Origin of the sequence: Geobacter sulfurreducens PCA, assembly GCF_000007985.2 — a bacterium.
In the GTDB taxonomy this organism is placed as follows: Bacteria; Desulfobacterota; Desulfuromonadia; order Geobacterales; family Geobacteraceae; genus Geobacter; species Geobacter sulfurreducens.
The window spans coordinates 2,603,986-2,626,108 of sequence record NC_002939.5 but is presented as its reverse complement, the minus strand read 5'-3'; the positions used below and the strand labels follow the sequence as shown (position 1 = coordinate 2,626,108).

The 22,123-nt window shown below is 61.3% G+C and carries 20 protein-coding genes; 16 read left to right on the top strand and 4 right to left on the bottom strand.

From position 1 onward, the window contains the following. Positions 1-125 precede the first annotated feature (125 nt). Both GS_RS12010 and GS_RS12005 read right to left on the bottom strand, forming a co-directional pair. The gene (locus GS_RS12010) at positions 126-707 is read right to left on the bottom strand and encodes a lipoprotein (RefSeq protein WP_010943028.1); all 582 of its coding nucleotides are present in this window, start codon (positions 705-707) and stop codon (positions 126-128) included. Between the two features lie 68 nt (positions 708-775). Beyond that, the gene (locus tag GS_RS12005) at positions 776-1,309 is read right to left on the bottom strand and encodes a hypothetical protein (RefSeq protein WP_010943027.1); all 534 of its coding nucleotides are present in this window, start codon (positions 1,307-1,309) and stop codon (positions 776-778) included. A 38-nt stretch (positions 1,310-1,347) separates the two neighbouring features. Here GS_RS12005 and GS_RS12000 point away from each other — a divergent pair, with 38 nt between their 5' ends. Together GS_RS12000 and GS_RS11995 are read left to right on the top strand one after the other, a co-directional pair. Next, entirely contained in the window at positions 1,348-1,710 is a 363-nt protein-coding gene (locus GS_RS12000) for an IS3 family transposase ISGsu7 (RefSeq protein ID WP_010941222.1), read from the top strand. Then, positions 1,707-2,597: an IS3 family transposase gene (locus GS_RS11995; RefSeq protein ID WP_010941223.1), complete on the top strand. Its 891-nt coding sequence runs from the start codon at positions 1,707-1,709 to the stop codon at positions 2,595-2,597. The genes GS_RS12000 and GS_RS11995 overlap by 4 nt, the downstream gene beginning before the upstream one ends. Here the strand turns inward: GS_RS11995 and GS_RS11990 are convergent. Both GS_RS11990 and htpG read right to left on the bottom strand, forming a co-directional pair. Further along, positions 2,576-2,959, bottom strand: a complete 384-nt coding sequence (locus tag GS_RS11990; RefSeq protein WP_164930450.1) for a hypothetical protein — start codon at positions 2,957-2,959, stop codon at positions 2,576-2,578. The two genes, GS_RS11995 and GS_RS11990, sit on opposite strands and share 22 nt — an antisense overlap. A 524-nt stretch (positions 2,960-3,483) precedes the next feature. Further along, complete coding sequence (htpG, locus tag GS_RS11985; protein WP_010943026.1) at positions 3,484-5,436, bottom strand: molecular chaperone HtpG; 1,953 nt, start codon at positions 5,434-5,436, stop codon at positions 3,484-3,486. Between the two features lie 228 nt (positions 5,437-5,664). Between htpG and GS_RS11980 the strand changes: the two genes are divergently transcribed. The 14 genes from GS_RS11980 to GS_RS11915 all read left to right on the top strand — a co-directional run bounded on the left by GS_RS11980 (position 5,665) and on the right by GS_RS11915 (position 22,039). Beyond that, on the top strand, positions 5,665-6,813 hold the full coding sequence (locus GS_RS11980; RefSeq protein ID WP_010943025.1) for an ABC transporter substrate-binding protein: 1,149 nt from the start codon (positions 5,665-5,667) through the stop codon (positions 6,811-6,813). Continuing rightward, complete coding sequence (locus tag GS_RS11975) at positions 6,810-9,077, top strand: sensor histidine kinase (protein ID WP_010943024.1); 2,268 nt, start codon at positions 6,810-6,812, stop codon at positions 9,075-9,077. Before GS_RS11980 ends, GS_RS11975 begins: the two co-directional genes overlap by 4 nt. Position 9,078: 1 nt before the next feature. Then, positions 9,079-9,759 (top strand): cobalamin B12-binding domain-containing protein, encoded by a 681-nt coding sequence (locus tag GS_RS11970; protein ID WP_010943023.1) that lies wholly within the window; start codon positions 9,079-9,081, stop codon positions 9,757-9,759. Then, complete coding sequence (locus GS_RS11965) at positions 9,756-10,781, top strand: uroporphyrinogen decarboxylase family protein (protein WP_010943022.1); 1,026 nt, start codon at positions 9,756-9,758, stop codon at positions 10,779-10,781. Before GS_RS11970 ends, GS_RS11965 begins: the two co-directional genes overlap by 4 nt. Then, complete coding sequence (locus GS_RS11960) at positions 10,771-11,376, top strand: DUF1638 domain-containing protein (RefSeq protein ID WP_010943021.1); 606 nt, start codon at positions 10,771-10,773, stop codon at positions 11,374-11,376. Before GS_RS11965 ends, GS_RS11960 begins: the two co-directional genes overlap by 11 nt. Next, positions 11,357-13,201: a sensor histidine kinase gene (locus GS_RS11955; RefSeq protein ID WP_010943020.1), complete on the top strand. Its 1,845-nt coding sequence runs from the start codon at positions 11,357-11,359 to the stop codon at positions 13,199-13,201. Before GS_RS11960 ends, GS_RS11955 begins: the two co-directional genes overlap by 20 nt. 90 nt (positions 13,202-13,291) lie before the next feature. Then, positions 13,292-14,767, top strand: a complete 1,476-nt coding sequence (gene trpE / locus GS_RS11950; RefSeq protein WP_010943019.1) for an anthranilate synthase component I — start codon at positions 13,292-13,294, stop codon at positions 14,765-14,767. A gap of 1 nt (position 14,768) precedes the next feature. Next, entirely contained in the window at positions 14,769-15,341 is a 573-nt protein-coding gene (locus tag GS_RS11945; RefSeq protein ID WP_010943018.1) for an anthranilate synthase component II, read from the top strand. Positions 15,342-15,405: 64 nt separating this feature from the next. Continuing rightward, positions 15,406-16,458, top strand: coding sequence for an anthranilate phosphoribosyltransferase (gene trpD, locus GS_RS11940; protein WP_010943017.1), 1,053 nt, complete (start codon positions 15,406-15,408; stop codon positions 16,456-16,458). A gap of 4 nt (positions 16,459-16,462) precedes the next feature. Further along, positions 16,463-17,263, top strand: coding sequence for an indole-3-glycerol phosphate synthase TrpC (gene trpC / locus GS_RS11935; protein ID WP_010943016.1), 801 nt, complete (start codon positions 16,463-16,465; stop codon positions 17,261-17,263). 47 nt (positions 17,264-17,310) lie between these two features. Continuing rightward, entirely contained in the window at positions 17,311-18,666 is a 1,356-nt protein-coding gene (locus GS_RS11930) for a TrpB-like pyridoxal phosphate-dependent enzyme (protein ID WP_010943015.1), read from the top strand. Positions 18,667-18,670: 4 nt separating this feature from the next. Further along, on the top strand, positions 18,671-19,282 hold the full coding sequence (locus GS_RS11925; protein ID WP_010943014.1) for a phosphoribosylanthranilate isomerase: 612 nt from the start codon (positions 18,671-18,673) through the stop codon (positions 19,280-19,282). 498 nt (positions 19,283-19,780) lie between these two features. Continuing rightward, positions 19,781-21,355 (top strand): hypothetical protein, encoded by a 1,575-nt coding sequence (locus tag GS_RS11920; RefSeq protein WP_010943012.1) that lies wholly within the window; start codon positions 19,781-19,783, stop codon positions 21,353-21,355. A 255-nt stretch (positions 21,356-21,610) separates the two neighbouring features. Continuing rightward, positions 21,611-22,039 (top strand): macro domain-containing protein, encoded by a 429-nt coding sequence (locus GS_RS11915; RefSeq protein WP_010943011.1) that lies wholly within the window; start codon positions 21,611-21,613, stop codon positions 22,037-22,039. The last annotated feature ends 84 nt before the right edge of the window (positions 22,040-22,123 follow it).

Genomic DNA, 22,123 nt, shown 5'->3' with positions numbered 1-22,123 from the left:
CTCAAAAAGTAGCCTGTCCCCTTTTTCTCGTCCTGATCCGATTCATTTAAAAAGCGATTCAAAATCGTCAGGGCTCTTTTTTGCCCTTGACGGACGGGGGCCTAATAAGGGTTAGGCATGCGACCTCATTTTGAAATTGATCTAGAATAATAAGCCTCAACAGCATCCATTGCATTAATGAAATTTGTGGTGTCTTCACTATCAAGTTCAATATCACTACTACCAGTTACAGTAGAAGAAGAAAACCTAACAGTTGTATTTGTTGTTTTCCATTTATCAAGTGTTGATCGGTCAAGTTTTAAAATTACGTCTTCATAATGCCCACAGCTATATTGACTGCACTTAACATCTGTCCCGACTCGTATAACAGGCGACTCTTTCAATCCGTCTAAGGTGAGATACTTCGCAGTGTCCCAATTCATCCATTGATTGCTATGGAATCTAACGTATAGTTGGTATGTAGGTATTTTTGATTTTTTGTCAAAGTAGCCACGGTAAAATTGCCCGCCCCTAAGAGAGAACATTAGTCCTTTACTGCCAGTTGTAATTTCAACTTTACTTTCTAGCGGGTCATCAAGCCCATTAACATCTGCTCCGTGAACATCCAAATCGTTACTGTCCTCTTTAGGTACAGAAGCACTGCCGTGCCTACAACCACACAGCAAAACGAGACATAACCCTATTAATAATAATTTCCTGTACGGCATAGCATTCCCTCCTTCTCTACAAGTAAGTCACCGAAACCCCAAATATCGTAGACTGGTCCAGCCAAGTGTTATCCTTCCTGCTCAGTAACTTTAAGATACGCGTTACTGGCACCTCTTGCTTCTTGTTCAAAATTGTCGTTAAACCAAGGTTTAAGGTTGTAATGTTTATGGAATGCAGTCATGTCAGTATCAAGTATGCTATGGATTTCAGAAATCATTCCCCAGTATGTATCTGCTGCGAAAACTACGTGGTTCAGTGATAGAAACCCGGTTACGGGGTCAGGAAGTTTGTTGTTGTACCTCTTGTTTTCTCTGTCTTCTGAGTAATCAACTACTTTGTCATGGGCAATGTCATTTCGGTAATTGAAAAGAATTTTCAGGTCTTGAAAAGGACTTGTTGACTTGTTAAATCCTTTGCCTTTTTTAAGTTTTCCCAGTGTCTCCCATTTTGTGAGAGTGCTCATCTTCTCAATGGCAGCAATAAGCACTTCAGTAGTTGATTCATGCCCTGCGTGGAATAGACCAAGGAAATCCTTTTCTTGCAGTAGATGAAACCCCAAAGAATTTACGTACGATATGGCGGCCCCGGTTTTCTTGGACACGAAAATGAGGTAAATCTAGGTGTTCAAGGAGGTCGTCAATGGAAAAGGATGTCAGTGTCTCCGGTGCGGCGGAAGGAGAGCGTAGCTCGACTGGAGCAGCACCGGAAGTCAAACGTTGGAGCGCCAACCGCAAAAAGGAGGTTGTCCTGCGGTTGATGCGCGGTGAACCAATCGATGCCTTGTCCCGTGAGTTGGGCATCGAAATCTATCGCCTGGAAGAGTGGCATCAGAAAGCACTCCAGGGGATAGAATCTGCTCTCAAGGCTCGTGAAGGTGATCCGTTGGCAGCGGAACTCGATGCAGCCTTCAAGCGCATCGGTGAGATCACCATGGAAAACGAGCTACTGCGGGAGAAAGCGAGGCGTGCCCACCCTTTGGCCCAGAGGAGATCGAAGAAATGAGTGCTACGATCTCCCCTGCCACCGGTAAAGCCTATGGCGTTCAGCGCGTCTGCCTTGCCTGGGGAGTGCCCCGCTCGTCGTTCTATAGCCGTGCAGGCAGAAAAACATTGCCTGCTGTACTGCTCAAGCGTGGTCCAAAAACACCGCTCTCTGACGACGAGGTACTTTCTCTCATCCGGACCGACCTGGAGACATCCCCCTTTGTCGGCGAAGGGCACCGTAAGGTCTGGGGACGACTACGCTTCGTCAAAGGGATAAAAGTCGGCCGCAAACGAGTGTTGCGTCTCATGCGGGAGAACAATCTGCTCTCCCCTCACCGGGTTGTTCAGGGACAGCCCAAGGACCACGCCGGCAAGATCATCACGGCGGCCCCCAACGTCATGTGGGGTACCGATGGCACCAAGATCTTCACCCTGGAAGAAGGGTGGTGCTGGTTGTTTACCGCCGTCGAGCATTGGAATGCCGAGTGCGTCGGTTGGCATGTGACCAAGAATGGCGACCGGTTTGCCGCATTGCAGCCGCTCGCCATGGGAATCAAGGCCCGTTTCGGCTCGGTCGGTGCCGCTGCTGCTCGAGGGTTGGCACTGAGGATGGATCACGGCAGCCAATACCTCTCAGAGCATTTCCAGAATCAGATCAAGTTCTGGGGAATTGCCCCAAGTTTCTCATTTGTTGCCGAACCGCAGACCAACGGGGTGACGGAACGGTTTAATCGGACTATCAAAGAGCAGGTCATCTATGGCCGCCATTACCGCACAATCGAAGAAGTAAGGATGGCAGTAGCTGACTTCATGGATCGTTACAACCGGCTGTGGCTGGTTGAAAAGCTCGGGTTCAGAAGCCCACGACAGGCTTTCGAGGAGTATCAACTCAAGAAGGCTGCGTGACTCTTATCTTGTGTCCAGGGTACCGGGCGCGCTACAGAATTTACGTACGACTCCAATGCAAAGCAGCAGTTTAGGAGAACGGAGAGGCTCTCAGAATGCAGACGCCCCTGAAGATACACACCACGCCTTGCATCTTCCTCGGGAACATTCTTATTCAATTCAAGTAGTTGTCTTTCTCCCTCTTCAGCCGCTATTTTGTCCTCCAGAATATCTTTCGCTATCGCTCTCGTTTTTTGAAAAGTTGCTTCGTACCGTTCGTGGAGGGCGATAATTTCATTTGTTGTATCAAAACAGTTACCGATACCGAGTTTGATGCAGTCGGATAAACGAACTAACGCCGACTTTTTTTCACGAAACAACATGACCTTTCTCCCTTCTCTTTGGATAACGGGGTGCCCGGTTCACCCGCTTCGGGGCGTCTCTCAGCCCCGGACGGTGTGCAACCGGCTGGTGTACGCCCGGCATGGGCGTGAACTAATGGGGTGCAAGTCCCCTGTACGTAGAATCCAGCACTGTCGCGAGACAGGGTACCAAAGTACTAGCCGACGGCAAGGGCGCCTCCGCGAGGAGGGGTCTGAAGGAAGCCCGGAAAATTCCCGGAAAATTCCGGGAACATCAACTTAATTACCTTCCCCTTCGGCCCCAGGAAAAACTCCGAACACCTCCCGCAATACGTGTTACTTTTTACTTCATAGTAGTTAATGAACACCCGCACCGAAACTATCTCAGCGCGCACCCACCCTGTCAAGTCAGGAAAATCCCGATAAAACGCGGCGATCAACGGTTATAGAAACGAAAAAAGGGGAGCCGATGCTTCGGCTCCCCATGGCGGGAATCTGGAATGGATTGGTGCTGAGTACTGCGCGGGGAAGGGGGGCCTGCCGGCCTATTCTCCCGCGGCGGCCTTGCCGTCCGCCACCATCAGCTCGGCAACGAGGCGGGTGAACCGGAGCGGGTCGGCGATGGGCGATCCCTCGGTGAGCAGGGCCTGGTCGTAGAGGAGGTCGCAGTAGTCGGCCAGGCGCGGGTTGGTCTTGTCCTTGCCGAAGAGGGTGGCCATGACCTGCATGATGGGGTGGTCCGGGTTCAGCTCCAGGATTCGCTTGGACTCGGGCACGGTCTGGTTCATGGCCCGGAGAATCCGCTCCATGTTGGCGTTGAGGCCGTGCTCGTCGGCCACCAGGCAGCAGGCGCTGTCGGTGAGGCGGTTGGAGAGCCGCACTTCTTTCACCCGCTCGGCCAGCTTCTCCTTTACGAAGGAGAGGAGGTCGCCGTACTGCTTGGCCGCCTCTTCCCGCTTGGCTTCCTGCTCTTTTTTCTCTTCTTCGGTGGCGGGGATCACGTCGCCCCGGTCAACGGCCTTGAGCTTTTTGCCGCCGTATTCCGGCAGCCCCTGCACCACCCACTCGTCCACCGGATCGGTCAGGAACAGGACTTCGTACCCCTTCTTGCGGAAGATCTCCAGGTGCGGCGACTGCTCCAGGGCCGCCCGGCTGGTGCCGGTGATGAAGTAGATCTCTTCCTGCCCCTCGGGCATCCGCTCCACGTATTCCTTGAGGGAGACGAACGAACCCGCGTCGGTGGCGGTGCTCTCGAACAGGAGAAGGTCCTGGAGCTTGTCCCGGTTGGCGTAGTCGAAGTGGACCCCTTCCTTGAGGACCGGGCCGAACTCCTTGTAGAAGTCCAGGTAGCTGTCGGCCTCTTTTTCCCTCATCTCGGAGAGGGTTGAGAGGATCTTGGAGACGAGGCTCTTCTGGATGCGCTTGATCTGCACGTCCTCCTGCAGGATCTCGCGGGAGACGTTGAGGGGCAGGTCGCTGGAGTCCACCACTCCCTTGACGAAGCGGAGGTAGTCGGGGAGGAGCTGTTCGCAGGAGTCGGTGATGAAGACCCGGCGCACGTAGAGCTGGACCCCTTTCTTGCGCTCGGGCATGAAGAGGTCGAAGGGCTTGTGGGCCGGCAGGTAGAGGAGGGCCTTGAACTCGCTGGTCCCCTCGGCCGAGTAGTGGATGGTCTTCAGCGGCTTTTCAAAGTCGTGGGAGACGTGCTTGTAGAACTCCTCGTACTCCTCCTCGGTCACCTCGCTTTTGGAGCGGGTCCAGATGGCCTTCATGGAGTTGAGGGTTTCCTCTTCGGTCTTCTCGATGGTGCCGGCCCCTTCGATCTCTTCGCCGTTCACCCCCTTGGGCACTTCGGTGCGGGTCACGTCCATGACGATGGGGTACTGGACGTAGTCGGAGTACTTGCGGACGATGGAGCGGATCTTCCACTCGTCCAGGTATTCCTTCATCTCTTCTTTCAGGTGGAGGGTGATCTCGGTGCCGCGGGTCTCTTTGGCGCATTCCTCCACGGTGTAGGTGCCGTCGCCGGTGGACTCCCAGCGGACCCCGGCCGCCTTGTCGTGGCCGGCCCGGCGGGTGACGAGGGTGACCCGGTCGGCCACCATGAACGAGGCGTAGAAGCCGACCCCGAACTGGCCGATCAGCTCCGGGTGGTCGGCCACGTTCTGCTCCTTCAGGTTGGCCAGGAATGCCTTGGTGCCCGAATGGGCGATGGTGCCGATGTTCTTCTCCACTTCCTCCAGGGTCATGCCGACCCCGTTGTCGCGGATGGTAAGGGTGCCGGCATCCTTGTCGGGGATCAGCTTGATCTTCCCTTCGGGCTCGCCCTCGATGACCGCCGCGTTCTGGTGGGACTCGAAGAGGACTTTGTCGATGGCGTCGGAGGCGTTGGAGATGAGCTCCCGCAGGAAGATGTCCTTGTTGGAGTAGAGGGAGTGGATCACGAGGTCCAGGAGCTGCTGGACTTCGGTTTCGAATTTCTTGACGGTCTTGCTCATGGGGATGGTGATCTCCTTTGGGGTGTGGTGTGCGCGTGGTCTTTAACCTAATCATGGTCGGAGCGAATTTCAAGGGGGATGATGCGACGGAGTAGTGTTTCCGGATTGCCTGTGGTAACGGCGCATCAGCTGTGCGACGATGGAACATTGTTTGCAAGAGGTCTGGAGCTGTCCGATTCGGATGGGCATGATCACGTGAGAATATTCGATCACCGAGGAGCGATACCCATGGTAATCCGGCCCTTCGCGCGGCTTTTCGCCCTGCGTCCGGTTGCGTTGCTCGCCTGCGCGGCTGTCATGGTTTCGACCATGTCGGGATGCCGACGCGACGACTCTTTGAAAATCGGCTATCTGGGCACCCTCAGTGGCCGCCATTCCGATCTGGGCGTTGCCGGCCGCGACGGTACCATCTTTGCCGTGGAGGAGATCAACCGGGCGGGCGGCATTAACGGAAAGCGCCTGGAACTGGTGATCCGCGACGACGAGGGCAAGGCCGGGAGCGCCCAGACTGCCGTGCGCGAGCTGATCGCGGCCGGCGTCGCCGCCATCGTCGGACCCATGACCAGCTCCATGGCCATGGCAACGGTGCCCGTCATTAACGGTTCGCCGGTGGTCATGATCAGCCCCACCGTCAGCACGGGCGATCTCAGCGGCAAAGACGACAACTTCCTCCGCATTTATCCCACCAACGCCCAGAAGACCCGGCAGCTGGCCGAATATGCCCGCACGAGCCTGGGGCTGTCCCGGCTGGCCGTGGTGTACGACCTTTCCAACCGCTCCTACACCGACGACTGGCGGCAGGCGTTCACCCGGCAGTTCGAGTCGCTGGGCGGCACCGTCGCGCCGGCGGTCTCCTTTGATGCGTCCGGCCAGACCGATTACCTGTCCGTGGCCAGAACGCTCCTGGCAAAGAAGCCGCAGGGGGTTCTCATCCTGGCCGGTGCCGTTGATGCCGCCATGCTCTGCCAGCAGATCCGCAAGCTCGACACTTCCACGGCCCTCTTCGCCACCGAATGGTCCAGCACGCCCGAGCTCCTCATGCACGGCGGGACCGCGGTGGAGGGGATCGTTTACTGCCAGAATTTCATCCGCGATGACGACTCCACCCCCTATGTGACCTTCTGCCGGGCCTTCGAGACACGTTTCGGCCAGCTTCCCGACTTCGGGGCCGTCTATGCGTACCAGGCGGTCAAGGTGACCGGCGCGGGGCTGGCAAAAAATCCCGCGCCCCGGGGGCTGAAGGGGGCGATCCTCGGCACCGGAACCTTTCCCGGTCTTCAGGGCGAGTTTACCATTGATCGTTTCGGCGATACCGACCGGAAGCCGTTCCTGATGACCGTGCGCCAGGGAGCGTTCCGGCGGGTGGAGGTGCCGTGAACCGGCGGATAAGCTTCAAGACGGCTCTGCTGGCGGCCCTGCTCATAGTAGGGGTGGTGCCGGTGCTCACTGTGGGACTGATCGCGCGATCAGCCCAGCGCAGCGATCTTCTGCATCACGTGGGGGCAAGCAACCTCACCCTGGCGCGGGCGGTCGCGCGGGAGGTGGAGAGCAGCCTGCGGGAACCGTCCAACTTCATCGAGCACATCGGCAAGGTTCTGGAGGATGATAAGGACCAGGCCAGCCAGTCTGTCGAACTTGCGGAAGAGATCAGTTCCACCGGTCTCTTCGAATCGCTTTTCCTGCTCGACCGCACCGGCAGGGTCGTGAACGTTGCACTTGCGCGCAATGCAAAGGGTTCGTCCGGCGATTACCTCGGCATGGATTTCTCCAGGCTGCCGATTTTCCTGGAAACGCGCACCAAGGGGGAGTTGAGCCGGTCCAAGGTATTCCTGTCGTCTATTTCCGGAGATCCGGCGGTCATGTTCGCCGCGCCGGCCGGGGATGGGGTCGTGGTCGGCACCCTCGGGCTCAGGGTGTTGAGCGACATTTCCGCCCATGCGAAGCCCGACGACCAGGGAACGGTCATCATCGTCAGCAGTCGCGGCAAGGTCATCGGTCATCCGGACTACTCCCTGGTCCGCCGGCAGACCGACCTGGGCGGGCTCGACATCGTCCGCGAGGGGCTGGCGGGCAAGGCCGGCACCCATACCTACGTGATGAACGGCAAGAGCCACCTCGGCAGCGTGGTGCAGATTCCGGGGACGGGGTGGCTCGTCATCGTCGAGGTCCCCCTGGCTACGGCCCTGGCCCCGGTGAACGAGATCGAGATGATTTTCCGGATTGCCATCCTGGCGACCATCGTGCTGGCTTCGCTGCTGGCCCTGGCGGGGAGGTCGGTGATCTTCCGTCCGGTCACGGCGCTTATGGCCAGCGCCCGTCAGATCGCCCGCGGCAGCTATGACGTTGTGCCTCTGCCCCGCAGCTTCCGCGAAATAGACGAGCTGGGGGACGGGTTCCGCTCCATGGCCGATGCGGTCAAGACGCGGGAAAGCGAGCTGAAGGAGCGCAACGAAGAGCTGGCCATGACCGAAGAGGAGTTGCGCCAGCAGCTCGACGAGTACCAGGTGAGCCAGGACCGGCTGGTGGAAAGCGAGGAGCGCTACCGCCAGCTGGTGGAATCCGCTCCCGATGCCGTCCTCATCCACTGTGATGGCCGTTACGTATTCGCCAACCCCGCGGCCCTGCGCCTGTACGGTGCCGATACCGCCGATCAGCTCCTGGGGCGGGAGATTACAGATTTCGTCCATCCCAACAGCCGCCAGGTGGTTGCCGAGCGGATCAAGCTGCTCTACCAGGAGCGGAGTCCGGCGCCGCTGTGCGAGCAGCAGATCGTTCGCCTGGACGGAACCGTGGTTGATGTGGAGGTGGTGGGCATCCCTTACTCCCATCAGGGCCGACCGGCCGTGCAGGCGGTGCTGCGGGAGATCACCGAGCGCAAGCAGGCGGAACAGCGGATTCGCCAGCTCAACGCAGAGCTTGAGGAGCGGGTGCGCGAGCGGACGGCCCTGCTGGAGGCCGCCAATCGTGAGCTGGAATCGTTCAGCTACTCGGTATCCCACGATCTTCGGGCGCCCCTGCGCCACATAAACGGATTCGGCCTGGCGCTGATGGAGGAGTGCGGCGACGTCCTCCCGGAAACGGGCAAGGGCTATCTGGAGCGGATCAGGAGCGCGGCCCGGCGCATGGGCCAGCTCATCGACGACCTGCTGGAGCTGTCGCGCGTTTCCCGCGAGGTCATGCGGCGGGAGCGGGTCAACCTGAGCCGGATAGCGCGGGAACTGGTGCGGGAGCACCAGGAGAGCTGGCCGGAGCGGCGGGTTTCCTTCGAGATCGACGACGGTATCACGGCGGAGGGGGACCCGACGCTTCTGCGCGTGGCCCTTGCCAACCTTGTGGACAATGCCTGGAAGTATACGGCGAAAAACGAGGAGGCCCATATCCGGGTCGGCACGGCCGACGTCGACGGCATCCGGGCCGTCTTCGTCAGCGACGACGGCGCCGGTTTCGACATGCGCTACGTGGACAAGCTGTTCCGGCCGTTCCAGCGGCTCCATCGGACCGAGGAGTTCGAGGGGACCGGCATCGGGCTCGCCACGGTCATGCGGATCGTCCAGCGCCACGGAGGCCGCGTCTGGGCCGAGGGCGAGGTGGGCAAGGGGGCAACCGTCTATTTTACCCTGGACCAGCCCGAAGGGGGGTAGCATGGAACAGTCCCTGACCAGTGAGCACGAAGAGCTGCTGCGTCTCATTGTCGACGCCGACCGTGACGGCGCCAATGCACTGATCGACCGGTGGGCGGACGAACACGGCTACACCAATGCCCTCAGCGACCTGCTGGAGCCCGTGCTGCGCGAGATCGGTGATCGGTGGGGAAGGGACGAGATCAGTCTTGCCCAGGGGTTCGTGGCGGGCAAGATCGCCGAGGATACGCTGACCAAGGCGCTGGCCTCCGCCGACGGCAGCGGGCGCCCGCCGGTCCGGGGACCCGTGGTCGTCGGCAACATCGAGGACGATTTTCATTCACTGGGGCGGAAGATGGTCGTCACCTTCCTGCGGGCGGCCGGCTGGCAGGTGATCGACTTGGGCAACGATGTTCCCCCCCACGAGTTCATTGCCCGGGCCGTGGAGAGCGATGCGCGGATCATCGGCGTTTCCGCCATGATGCTCGTCACGGCGCGCACGATCCGCCAGGTCCGCGACGAACTGGACCGTCTGGGGCTTTCCGGCCGTGTGCAGCTTGCCGTGGGGGGCGCCGTGTTCAAGCTCCGGCCGGAGCTGGTGGCTGAAGTGGGCGGAGACGGCACTGCCGACAGCGCCCTGGCCGCGCCGACGCTGTTCGATGAATTGTGGCGCCGCGCCCATGACCGGAGTGATGCGGCATGACATCGTTCGAACGGGTCATGGCCGCCATGGGGGGTGTTGAAACCGACCGTCCGCCGTTCACCCTCACCCTGAGCCTGTACGGCGCCCGGCTGATCGGCGCGTCGCCGGAGCAGTACTACACGTCGCCGCGTCTCTACGCCGAGGGGCAGGATCGCGTGGCGGAGCTCTTCGGGCCGGACATCCTCTTTGCTCCCTTTGCCCTTGCCCGCGAGGCCGAGGCCTTCGGCAGCACCGTCGTCTACCACCGGCACGGCCCCCCCAACGTGGTCAAGCCGGTGGTGAAGAATGCCGCCGATTTCATGCGCCTCGCCGATCCCGACCCTGACGCGCACCCGGCCCTCCTCTACCTGCGGGAGAGCGTCCGGCTCCTGGCGGACGGGTACAAGGGACGGGTTCCCCTGGCCGGCATCCTCACCGCGCCCGTGGATCTCCCCGCCATCATCATGGGGATCGACGCGTGGCTGGAGACGCTGCTCTTCGAGCCGGAACTGGCATCAGCGGTGCTGGAAAAGACCGGCCGCCATTTCGTGGCCATGGCGAGCCGCCTCCTGGGCGACGGCGCCGATTTCGTGGCCATGCCGGTCATGTTCTTCAATACGGCGCTGGTTACTTCGCGGATTGCGGCCGAGCGGATCGTGCCGGCCCTGGCGGCGGCCTTTGCGCAGGTGCCGGGTCCCCTGGTGTTCCATCACGGCGGCAACCGGATCGCCCCCTTTCTCGGAGAACTGGCCGAGCTCCCCGGCGTGGCCGGTTTCGTCATTGATCCGCGGGACAGCTTCCAGGACGCCCGTGCCAGGGTCGGCGACGGACGGGTCCTGCTCGGCAAGCTCAACGGGCCGCTGCTCGGCCTGCTGACTCCCGACGACGCCTGCCGCGTCACGGCAGAAATCCTGGCCGACCGCCGGGACGACCGCCATTTCATCTTTGCCTCCTCGGCCGCGGACGTGCCCTGGAATACCCCGCCGGAAACCATCTCCGCGGTTGCGGATACCATCCGGCAGTGGCAGCGCCATGGACAATAACGCGCTGGGGCCAGGGCATGCGACGGTGGTGAGCTGCGGCATCTTCCGGCCGGAGATCGAGCATCTCGCGCGGCAGGGGCGCTTCCCCTGGCCCGTACGCTTTCTGGAGTCGATGCTCCACATGACGCCAAGCCTGCTGGAGGCAGAGATTACCCGGCTGATCGGTTCTCTGGACGACGGGCCGGTGGTGCTCCTCTTTGGCGACTGTCACGCACGTATGTCGGAGCATGGTTCCCTGCCCGGTGTCCGGCGCGTCAGGGGAGTCAACTGCTGTGAAATTCTGCTCGGGCCGGAGCGTTACCACCGGATGCTGCGCGATGGGGTCTTTTTTTTGCTTCCGGAATGGACCTCACGCTGGGAAGACGTCTTTATCCGGCGCCTCGGCTTTGCCGACTCACGCCTGGCCGCCCAGTTCATGGGTGAGATGCATACACGTATTACGTACCTGGATACCGGGGTGACGGCGGTCCCCCTGGTGGAGCTGGAGAGAATCGGGCATTTCTTGGGGCTTCCCGTGACGGTGGAGGCGGTGGATGCCGCCGCGCTGGTCCGGGTAGTGGAAGAGAGCACAGGCGATGGCGGAGCCGATTGTTGAGCGGGATCAGAACGCGTTCCACTTCCTTTTTCTGGAATTGCTGGAGAACGTGCTTAAGTTGGCGGAGAATCCCGGCCGGTGCGGCGCGTATCTGACTGCCCAGATCCGCGAGCTGGTCGGGGTTCGGACCGTGGCGCTCCTGCAGTGCGTCCCCAAAGCCCCCGAAGGGTGGCATGATCTGGTGAGCATCTGTCCCGAGAGGCGCCGGGGCGAGATCCCGCCGGAGTCCCTCGAACAGCTGGCTTTCCTGAGTCACGAAATGGAGGGGCCGGAACTCTGGTCGCCGGCGGGCCCGCCGGATCGGGGGGGCGCGGTGCTGGCTGCCCTCGGCTACGGCGATTCGCTCATCCTTCCCCTCAACGTGGGGAGACAGCGGGTGGGGGTGCTTCTGCTGCTCGACGTCATGGACCGGGCCGGCATCCAGACCATTACGGCATCACTGGAACGGCTCGCCACGGTCCTCGCGCTGATCTTCCGCAATGCCGTCCTCTACCGCGACCTGGAGCGGCAGGTGGTGTCGCGGACCCACGACTTGCTCTGGCGCGCGGAGGTTGATCGGGCACTGGCGGAACTCTATCCCTGCTTGATCTCCCCCGATGTCGACATTGAGGAGATCACCACCCGCATCCTGGAAGAGGCAATGGGGCTCACCGGGAGCGAGCAGGGCTTCGTGGCCACCATCGATCCGCTGTCGCGGACCCTGGTGATCCATACGTTTTCCTCTATGATGGACTGCCTCTGGCAGGGGGGGGAGGAGGGGCGGAGAATCCTGTTTCCGCCCGGCCAGGATGGTTCCTATCCGACCCTCTGGGGCCACTCGCTCAATACGAAATGTCCCTTCTACACCAATGATCCCGCCGGCCATCCCAGCGCCGTGGGGGTACCGCACGGGCATATCCCGCTCCGGCACTTCCTGTCGGTGCCGGTCATGCTCGGCGACGAGGTGGTGGCCCAGATTTCCCTGGCCAATCCCGGCCGGGACTACACCGAGCGCGACCTGGAAGCCATCGGCCGCGTGGCCAAGTTCTTCGCTCTGGCCATCCAGCGGATGCGGGCCGAGGAGTCGATCCGGGTTCTGAACACGGAGCTTGAGCGGAGGGTTGAGGAGCGTACCAACCAGCTCACCGTGTCCAACCATGAGCTCGAATCGTTCTGCTACTCGGTCTCCCACGACCTGCGGGCGCCCCTGCGCCATATCAACAGCTACGGAACCTTTCTGCTGGAAGATTACGGCTATCTGCTGGACGACCAGGGGCGCGAGTACCTGGCGCGGCTCCAGGCCGCCACGCGCCGGATGGGCTCCATTATCGACGACCTGCTGACCCTGTCACGGGTCTCCCGGACCGAGCTGACCGAAGAGGTAACGGACCTGAGCCGCCTGGCCCGCGACATCATCGATACCCTGCGGGAGACCGAACCCGGGCGCTGGGTCGATGTCACGATCGAGGAGGGGCTGGCGGCCACCGGCGACCACACGCTGCTGCCGCTGCTGCTCCAGAATCTCCTGCAGAATGCCTGGAAATACACCTCGCGCGTCGAGCGCGCCGTTATCCGCTTCGGCCGGTGGTACCAGGAGGGTGAGCCGGTCTTCTATGTGTCGGACAACGGCGCCGGCTTTGACATGACCCATGCCGACAAGCTCTTCAAGCCGTTCGAGCGCCTCCATGCCGCCTCCGAATATGAGGGAACCGGCGTCGGCCTTGCCACGGTCCACCGGATCGTCCTCCGTCATGGCGGCCGCATCTGGGCCGAGAGTGAGCCCGGTAAGGGGGCAACATTCTGTTTCACCTTGCCCGGCGCCTTTTCCACCTGCGCCGTTTCTTGACACCCCGTTGTTCCCCGTGCTAGTTTAACCCATTCTAAAAAGGGTCTTTTTTCGTTCCACCTCCCTTGCCGACCCGTTCCGGAGCCTCCCGTGTATTTCCCCGATGTGGATACCTTTCGCGCCCTGGGCGCCCGGGGTAACCTGATTCCCGTCTGCCGCGAGATCATGGCGGATATGGACACCCCGGTCAGTGCCTTCCGCAAGCTCGACGACGGCCGCTATGCCTTCCTCCTGGAGAGTATCGAGGGGGGCGAAAAGTGGGCCCGCTATACCTTCCTCGGCGCCAGCCCCTCCACGGTCATCCGGAGCCGGGGCACCACCGTCGAGATCATCACCAACGGCGAGACCCGTTCCGTGACGACGGACGACCCCCTCGGCTTTGTCCGCGATTTCCTGGCCCGGTTCCGGCCCGTGGAGATCCCCGGGCTTCCCCGCTTCTTCGGCGGCGCCGTGGGGTACCTCGGCTACGACATGGTCCGCCAATTCGAGCGGCTTCCCACGGACAAACCCGCCGTGATCGGCGCCTGGGACTCCTGTTTCCTCATCACCGACACCATCGTGATTTTCGACAATATGCGCCAGAAGATCACGGTGGTCTCCAATGCCCACCTGGACGAGGGCGTTTCCGTCGAAGCGGCCTATGCCGACGCCGTTGCCCGGATCGACGGGATCATTGCCCGGCTCAAGGCGCCGCTGCCGGCCCAGCCCGCCGCGGCCGCGGCCCGGAAGGTCTCCTTTTCTTCCAACATCACCCGGGAGGCGTTCGAGGATGCCGTGGAACGGGCCAAGGAGTACGTCCGGGCCGGCGACATCATCCAGGTGGTCCTGTCCCAGCGTTTTTCCGGCGAGCTCACCGTGGACCCTCTCGACATCTACCGGGTATTGCGGACCCTGAACCCGTCGCCCTACATGTTTTTCCTCCGCCTGGACGATACCCTGGTGGTGGGCGCCTCTCCCGAAGTCATGGTGCGTCGGGAGGGGAACCGGGTGGAGCTCCGCCCCATCGCCGGCACCCGCCCCCGGGGCGCCACGCCGGAACAGGACGAGCAACTGGCGGAGGAACTCCTGGCCGACCCCAAGGAGCGGGCCGAGCACGTGATGCTCGTGGACCTGGGGCGCAACGACCTGGGGCGGGTCTGCCGCACCGGCACCGTGAAGGTGTCGGAGCTCATGGTGATCGAGCGCTACTCCCACGTGATGCACATCGTTTCCAACGTCCAGGGCGAACTGGCCGAGGGGAGGGACGCCTTCGACGTGGTGCGGGCCACCTTCCCGGCCGGCACCCTCTCCGGCGCCCCCAAGGTGCGGGCCATGGAGATCATCGACGAGCTGGAGCCGGTGCGCCGGGAAGTCTACGGCGGCGCCGTGGGCTACTTCTCCTTCTCCGGCACCATGGACCTGGCCATCGCCATCCGCACTCTCGTCATCCGCGACGGCGTGGTGCACCTCCAGGCCGGGGCCGGCATCGTGGCCGACTCTGATCCGGCCTCCGAGTACCAGGAGACGGTCAACAAGGCCATGGCCGTGGTAAAGGCCATCGAGACCGCGGAAAAGGGGTTGGACTGACATGCTCCTGATGATTGACAATTATGATTCCTTCACCTTCAATATCGTCCAGTATTTCGGCGAGCTGGGCGAGGATGTGCGGGTCTTCCGCAACGACGGCATTACCCTGGATGAGATCGAGGCCCTGGCGCCCCGGCGCCTGGTCATCTCTCCCGGACCCTGCTCGCCCGAGGAGGCGGGAATCTCCGTGGCCGCCATCCGGCATTTTGCCGGGAAGATTCCAATCCTCGGCGTCTGCCTTGGCCACCAGTCCATCGGCGCGGCCTTCGGCGGCACGGTGGTCCGCAGCTCCACCCTCATGCACGGCAAGACATCGCCCATCCATCACAACGGCCAGGGGCTGTTCCGGGGGCTGCCCAACCCCTTCAACGCCACCCGCTACCACTCCCTGGTGGTGGAGCGGGCCAGCCTTCCGGACTGCCTGGAGATCACCGCCTGGGTAGAGGAGGGGGAGATCATGGGGCTTGCCCACCGGGAGCTGCCGGTCTGGGGGGTCCAGTTCCACCCCGAGTCGATCCTCACCGAGGGGGGGATGGATCTTCTGCGTAATTTCCTGGAGATAACACGGTCGTAGGGGCGAATCTTGTATTCGCCCGGAAACAGGGCGATCACAAGGATCGCCCCTACAGGTGAACCTGATGATCAAAAAAGCAATCGCCAAGGTGGTTGAGCGCATCGACCTCACGGAAGCGGAAATGATCGAGGTGATGGACCAGATCATGTCCGGCGGGGCGACCCCGGCCCAGATCGCGGCCTTTATCACCGCCCTGCGGATGAAGGGTGAGACGGTGGAGGAGATCACCGGCGCGGCGCGGGTGATGCGGGACCGGGCAACCCCCATCCGGGTCGGCAAGGGAGTCCTCGATATCGACCGGGACGACATCAACATCGACCAGGAAACGATCCTGGACGTGGTGGGCACCGGCGGGGACGGCACCAACACCTTCAACATCTCCACCACCGTCTCCTTCGTGGTGGCGTCCTGCGGGGTCAAGGTGGCCAAACACGGCAACCGGGCCGTGTCGTCGGCCTGCGGCAGCGCCGACGTGCTGGAATCCCTGGGCGTCAACCTGGACGTGACCCCGGAGACCGTGGAGCAGGCCATTGCGAAGATCGGCATCGGCTTCCTCTTCGCCCCGGCCCTGCACGGCGCCATGAAGCACGCCATCGGCCCCCGCAAGGAGATCGGCATCCGGACCATCTTCAATATCCTCGGCCCCCTCACCAACCCCGCCGGCGCCGACTGCCAGGTGCTGGGCGTCTACCGGGAGGAGCTGGTGGAGCCCCTGGCCCGGGTCCTCCACAAGCTGGGCTGCCGCCGGGGCTTCGTGGTCCACGGCATGGACGGCATGGACGAGATCACCCTCACCCGCGAGACCCGCATCGCCGAGGTGACCCGGGACGGGGTGTCGGTGCGGACCATCACGCCGGAAGAATTCGGGTTTGCCTCCTGCCCCGCCGGGGAGCTCCGCGGTGGCGACGCGGCCGGCAATGCCCGCATCGTCCGCGGCATCCTTGAAGGGGCAACCGGGCCGCGCCGCGACGTGGTACTCCTGAATGCCGCTTTCGGCCTGGTGGCCGCCGGCAAGGCCGTTGACCCGGCTGAAGGGGTTCGCATCGCCGCCGAGGCCATCGATTCGGGCCGTGCCCTGGCAAAGCTGGAAGAACTCATCACCCTGACCAACGAGTAAACCCATGACCGATACCCCCGATATCCTGAAGAAGATCGTCGAGCACAAGCGGGGCGAAGTGGCTGCGGCCCGGTCCGCTGCCCCCCTTGCCGAGGTGAAGGCCCGCATCGCGGATCTGGAGGACCAGCCCCGGGGCTTCGAGCGGGCCCTGCGGGACTGCCACGCCTCCGGCTGGACCGCCGTCATCGCCGAGGTGAAGAAAGGGTCCCCCTCCAAGGGGGTCATCCGCCCCGATTTCGATCCCCTGGAGATTGCCGAGACCTACGAGCAGAACGGCGCCGCCTGCCTCTCTGTCCTGACCGACGAGCAGTTCTTCCTGGGCAACCTCCGCTACCTGGCCCTGATCCGGGAACAGGTGCGGCTGCCGCTGCTGCGCAAGGATTTCCTCTTCGACCCCTATCAGGTCTACGAGGCTCGCGCCGCCGGGGCCGACGCCATCCTCCTCATCGCGGCCATGCTGGAACCGGCGCAGATCGAGGATCTGGCCGGGTTTGCCCGGGAGCAGTACCTCGACGTGCTGCTGGAGGTCCACGACGAGCAGGAGCTGGAGACGGCCCTTGCGTCGAGCTGCACCCTGATCGGGATCAACAACCGCAACCTCCGCACCTTCGTCACCGACCTGGGCACCACCGAGCGGCTCATCCCCATGATCCCCGCCGACCGGTTCGTGGTGACCGAGAGCGGCATCAATACCCGTGACGACATCCTCCGCCTCCAGGCTGCCGGCGCCCACGGCTTCCTCATCGGCGAGTCCCTCATGCGGGAAGAGGATATCGGGGCAAAACTGCGGGAGTTGCTGGGATAGTTCAGTGGCCCCCACGATCAGACAGACGCCATCGCAAAGGAGATCCGATGCAAACTAAAATAGTGCTGGACGAAAGCCGCATCCCGACCCACTGGTACAACATCATCCCCGACATGCCCGGCCCCCTGGCGCCGGTCATCAACCCCCGCACCCTTCAGCCGGTGACCCCCGACGACCTTCTCCCCATCTTCCCCATGGCCATCATCGAGCAGGAGATTTCGGGCGAACGGTGGATTCCGATCCCGGAAGAGGTGCGGGAGATCTACCGCCTCTGGCGGCCGTCTCCCCTCTACCGTGCCCACCGGCTGGAGCAGGCCCTCGGCACCCCGGCGAAGATCTACTACAAATACGAAGGGGTGTCCCCGGCCGGCTCACACAAGCCCAACTCCGCCATCCCCCAGGCGTACTACAACAAGCAGGCGGGCATCCGGCGGCTGGCCACCGAGACCGGCGCCGGGCAGTGGGGGAGTTCCCTGGCCCTGGCCTGCTCCATGTTCGGCCTGGAGTGCACGGTCTACATGGTCAAGGTGTCGTGCACCCAGAAGCCGTACCGCAAAAGCATGATGCAGCTCTGGGGGGCCAACGTGATCCCGTCGCCGTCCGAGTTCACCAACGCCGGGCGCTCCATCCTGGCCCACGATCCGGACAGCAACGGCAGCCTCGGCATCGCCATCTCCGAGGCGGTTGAGGATGCCGCCTCCCGCGCCGACACCAACTATGCCCTGGGCAGCGTTCTGAACCACGTCTGCCTCCACCAGACCATCATCGGCCAGGAGGCCAGGGAACAGCTGGCCCTGGCCGGCGACTACCCCGACGTGGTCATCGCCTGCTGCGGCGGCGGCTCCAACTTCGCCGGCACGGCCTTCCCGTTCCTGGCCGACCGGGCCGCCGGCAAGAACGTCCGCTGTCTGGCCGTGGAACCCGCCTCGTGCCCGACCCTGACCAAGGGGATCTACGCCTTCGACTACGGCGACACCGCCAAGATGGCCCCCATCGCCATGATGTACACCCTGGGGCACGACTTCATGCCGCCCGGTATCCACGCCGGCGGGCTGCGCTACCACGGCGAGTCGCCCCTGGTGTCGCAACTCCACCATGCCGGCCTCATCGAGGCCAAGTCGTACCGCCAGACCGCCTGTTTCGAGGCAGCCCACCTCTTTGCCCGGCACGAGGGGATCGTGCCGGCCCCCGAATCGTCCCACGCGGTGCGGGCCGCCATTGACGAAGCAGTCATCGCCAAGGAGGAGGGGAAGGAAAAGACCATTCTCTTCTGCCTCTCGGGCCACGGCCAGCTGGACATGGTGGCCTACGACGCCTACCTCTCCGGCGGCCTGGAAGACGTCGAATACCCCGAGGAGATGATCCGGGAGTCCCTGGCCAAACTGCCCAAGGTGGAACTGTGAACGGATGGTCCGCGTCAAGATCTGCGGCATAACATCCCTTGAGGATGCCCTCGTGGCGGTGGAGGCCGGGGCCGACGCCCTCGGCTTCGTCTTTCACGACGAATCGCCCCGCCACGTGACGCCCGAACAGGCCGCCGGCATCATCGCCGGGCTCCCGCCGTTTATCCAGACCGTGGGGCTTTTCGTGAACCGTCCCCCGGCATTCGTCAACGACACGGCCACCCGCTGCCGCCTCGATCTGGTCCAGCTCCACGGCGACGAGCCGCCCGAGTTCTGCGACGCCGTGGAGCGCCGGGTGATCAAGGCCTTCAGGGTGAAGGACATCAGCAGCCTCGACCCGATCCGGCACTACCGCGTGGCGGCCCACCTGCTGGACGCCTACTCCCCCAAGGCCTACGGCGGCACCGGCCTTACCTTCAACTGGGACATCGCAGCTGCGGCAAAGGCGTTCGGCCCGCTCATCCTCGCCGGGGGACTCACCCCCGACAACGTGCGGGAAGCGGTGGAAACGGTGAAGCCCTATGCCGTGGACGTCTCGGGCGGCGTGGAAAGCGCGCCCGGCCGGAAGGACGCAGCCAGGGTGCGGGAGTTCATCCGGCGGGCCAAGGGGTGGTGAGACCGGAGGCAGACCATGGAAGTACCCCTCTCAGTCCCCCCTACCCTGTAGGGGGGAAGCGAGCACCGCGAGCAGGGGGGTGAGCAGTGGGAACTTTTATAAAAACAACAAAGGGGAGGGGAGAATTTCCATCCCCTTTTCTTGTATGATCACTGTTCGCTGGGTACCATGAAAATCAGATTTGTCATTCCGAATTTTCATGGCATGCCGAATCTGTGCCCGACGCGATGACGCGCACATGCAGGTGTGCATGCCGCCGCGGAGCTGGACTCTGTTGATCCGGCAAGACGGGCGGAATATCGGGTTCGGATTCAAGCTGACGCGGTCACCCAAGGTAACGCCGTCGGTGCGTTCGGCCCGGGGAAACTGGTGTGTCCCCCAATTTATCCAATAAAGGCGACGGTAGGGCATAAATCGGCAGCCAATCGGACTTGTGCGAAAGCCGCACAGGCCGGTTACTTTGAACGTTAGAGTGCCAGAATTAAGGAGGAGATGTGCATGCGCCCAATCAATACGATCTTGCTCAGGCTAGCCAAGCGTGCCGAAACCTACAACCAACAACACATCATCAACTCCTTTGTTGATGTTGGGCCGCTCTTTACACTCCTTTCGAACCCCGACAACCAAATACTTTTCGGCAGACGAGGCACAGGGAAAACTCATGTTCTTGGATACTTGGCAAATGAGGTCCAGAGAGATGGCGTTATTGCTATTCAGCTTGACATGCGCACTATTGGGTCAACCGGCGGAATCTACTCAGATCCGCGGCTAACTCTCCCTGAGCGAGCGACACGACTTCTAGTTGATACGCTGTGCGCAATACATGACCGCATATTAACAGAGGGACTTGAAAAAGCTGAGGAGTATGACCTGTCCGCACTCGGACCTTTGCTCGACAACTTTATTGATGCTGCTACGAATGTCGTAGTCGAGGGGACGGTAGAAGTCCAGGAATCAAAATCGGCAACTAGCACATCGGCGGACGGCATTAAGGGTAATATAGGTGCATCAGCGAATGGGCTTCAAAGTTCATTGGATTTCACGATAGAGAATAAGAATCAAGCTGCGGAAGAACGGCGAACGAAGAGGGAAGGTACGGAATGTTTGCGAGTTCGCTTTGGTGCAGTTGGTCGTGAGTTTGAGAAACTTGTAACTGCTCTGCCGCAGTCTCAGCTATGGATTGTCTTCGACGAATGGAGTGAAATTCCTCTCGATCTTCAGCCGTACTTGGCCGATCTGCTTCGTCGCACGGTACTTCCAGTACGCGGCGTAACAGTTAAGATTGCGGCGATAGAGCAACGTTGCCGATTTCGGATTCCGGATGAGGCAGTGGGGCATATTGGTATTGAGATTGGGGCTGATGCAGCTGCGAGTATCAATTTAGACGAATTCCTTGTCTTTGACAACAACCCAGACTTAGCGAAACAATTCTTTCGGGAGCTTTTACATCGGCATGTCAAAGCGCTTGTTTCAGCAACCAAAGAGATGGAAGTAAAAGAATCTGCTTCTGAATTTATCAACGACTTGTTCACGCAACGACCAGCATTCGAGGAGTTTGTCCGATCCGCAGAAGGTGTTCCTCGGGATGCTATCAATATCATTGGTGTGGCCGCACAGAAGGCGCTTGACCACGCCATATCAGTTCCCGATGTACGAGCCGCTGCTAGAACGTGGTACACTAGGGCAAAACAGCAAGCCGTTAGCACTAAACCACTTGCGCAAGATCTGTTGAATTGGATTGTTGATGAAGTTATTCAACATCGGCAGGCAAGAGCTTTTCTTCTCGGCTCAGAGGTCAAAGACGATTTGGTTGATTTTCTTTACGATGCGCGTGTTCTTCACATCATTCGGCAAGGTGTTTCAGCTCAAGATATTCCGGGGCGGCGTTTTAACGTTTACGCACTTGACTATGGTTGCTACGTCGATTTGATTAACACATCTCGGGCGCCACAAGGGCTGTTTGAGGTAGACGTAGAGGGTAAATCAGGCTTCGTGGATGTTCCGTATACTGATTTCCGATCAATAAGACGTGCAATCCTTGAACTTTCCCCGTTTTATGCCAAGAGGCTCTAATCAGTCCTTCAACGCGGACCTGAACAAACGGTGGTTCGCTCCGCTTGTTCAGGCTGGTCCGTTAGCCGTTTGATATATTCTGGGCCCATTTTGGATAAAACACTATGGGCTTGCATCAAATTACGGCCAATCCCCCAGCAGCGTTAAACCGAAAAATCTGAAGTCATCAGCCTTGTGAAAGAAATGAGCGGGACTACAAAGACCAATTTCACCCGATACTGACCACATATCATTATCGCAGCACAGGCACCCCCAATGAACGAAACACCCGGCAACATCTGGGACCACCTCGGTACCGCAATCATCTGCATCACCACCAACGGCCACCTGACAAAGAAGGGGGAGGCCGTTCTGGGGCGCGGCTGCGCCCGGCAGGCCCGGGAGCGGTTCCCTGATCTGCCGGCCCGGCTCGGTGCAGTGCTGTCCGAAGGGGGAAACCATGTCCACGTCATCGGCGAGGGCCTTGTCAGCTTTCCCGTGGAGGAAAGCCCTTGGGCAAATCCGGACCTGCGCCTCATCCGGCGCTCCGCCGAGGAGCTGCGGGCGCTTGCCGACCGGGAAGGGTGGACCCGCGTCATTGTCCCCCGTCCCGGCTGCGGCGGTGGCGGTCTGGCGTGGCAGGATGTGCGGCCGCTCCTGGCGGATATCCTTGACGACCGGTTTACGGTGATCACTGCCCCTTGATGGGGCTTGCCCTGATGTGCGAGAATGGTCGGCCTCGGTTTCTGGGTATCAGCCACCGTGACCAATACACGAATACAAACACTG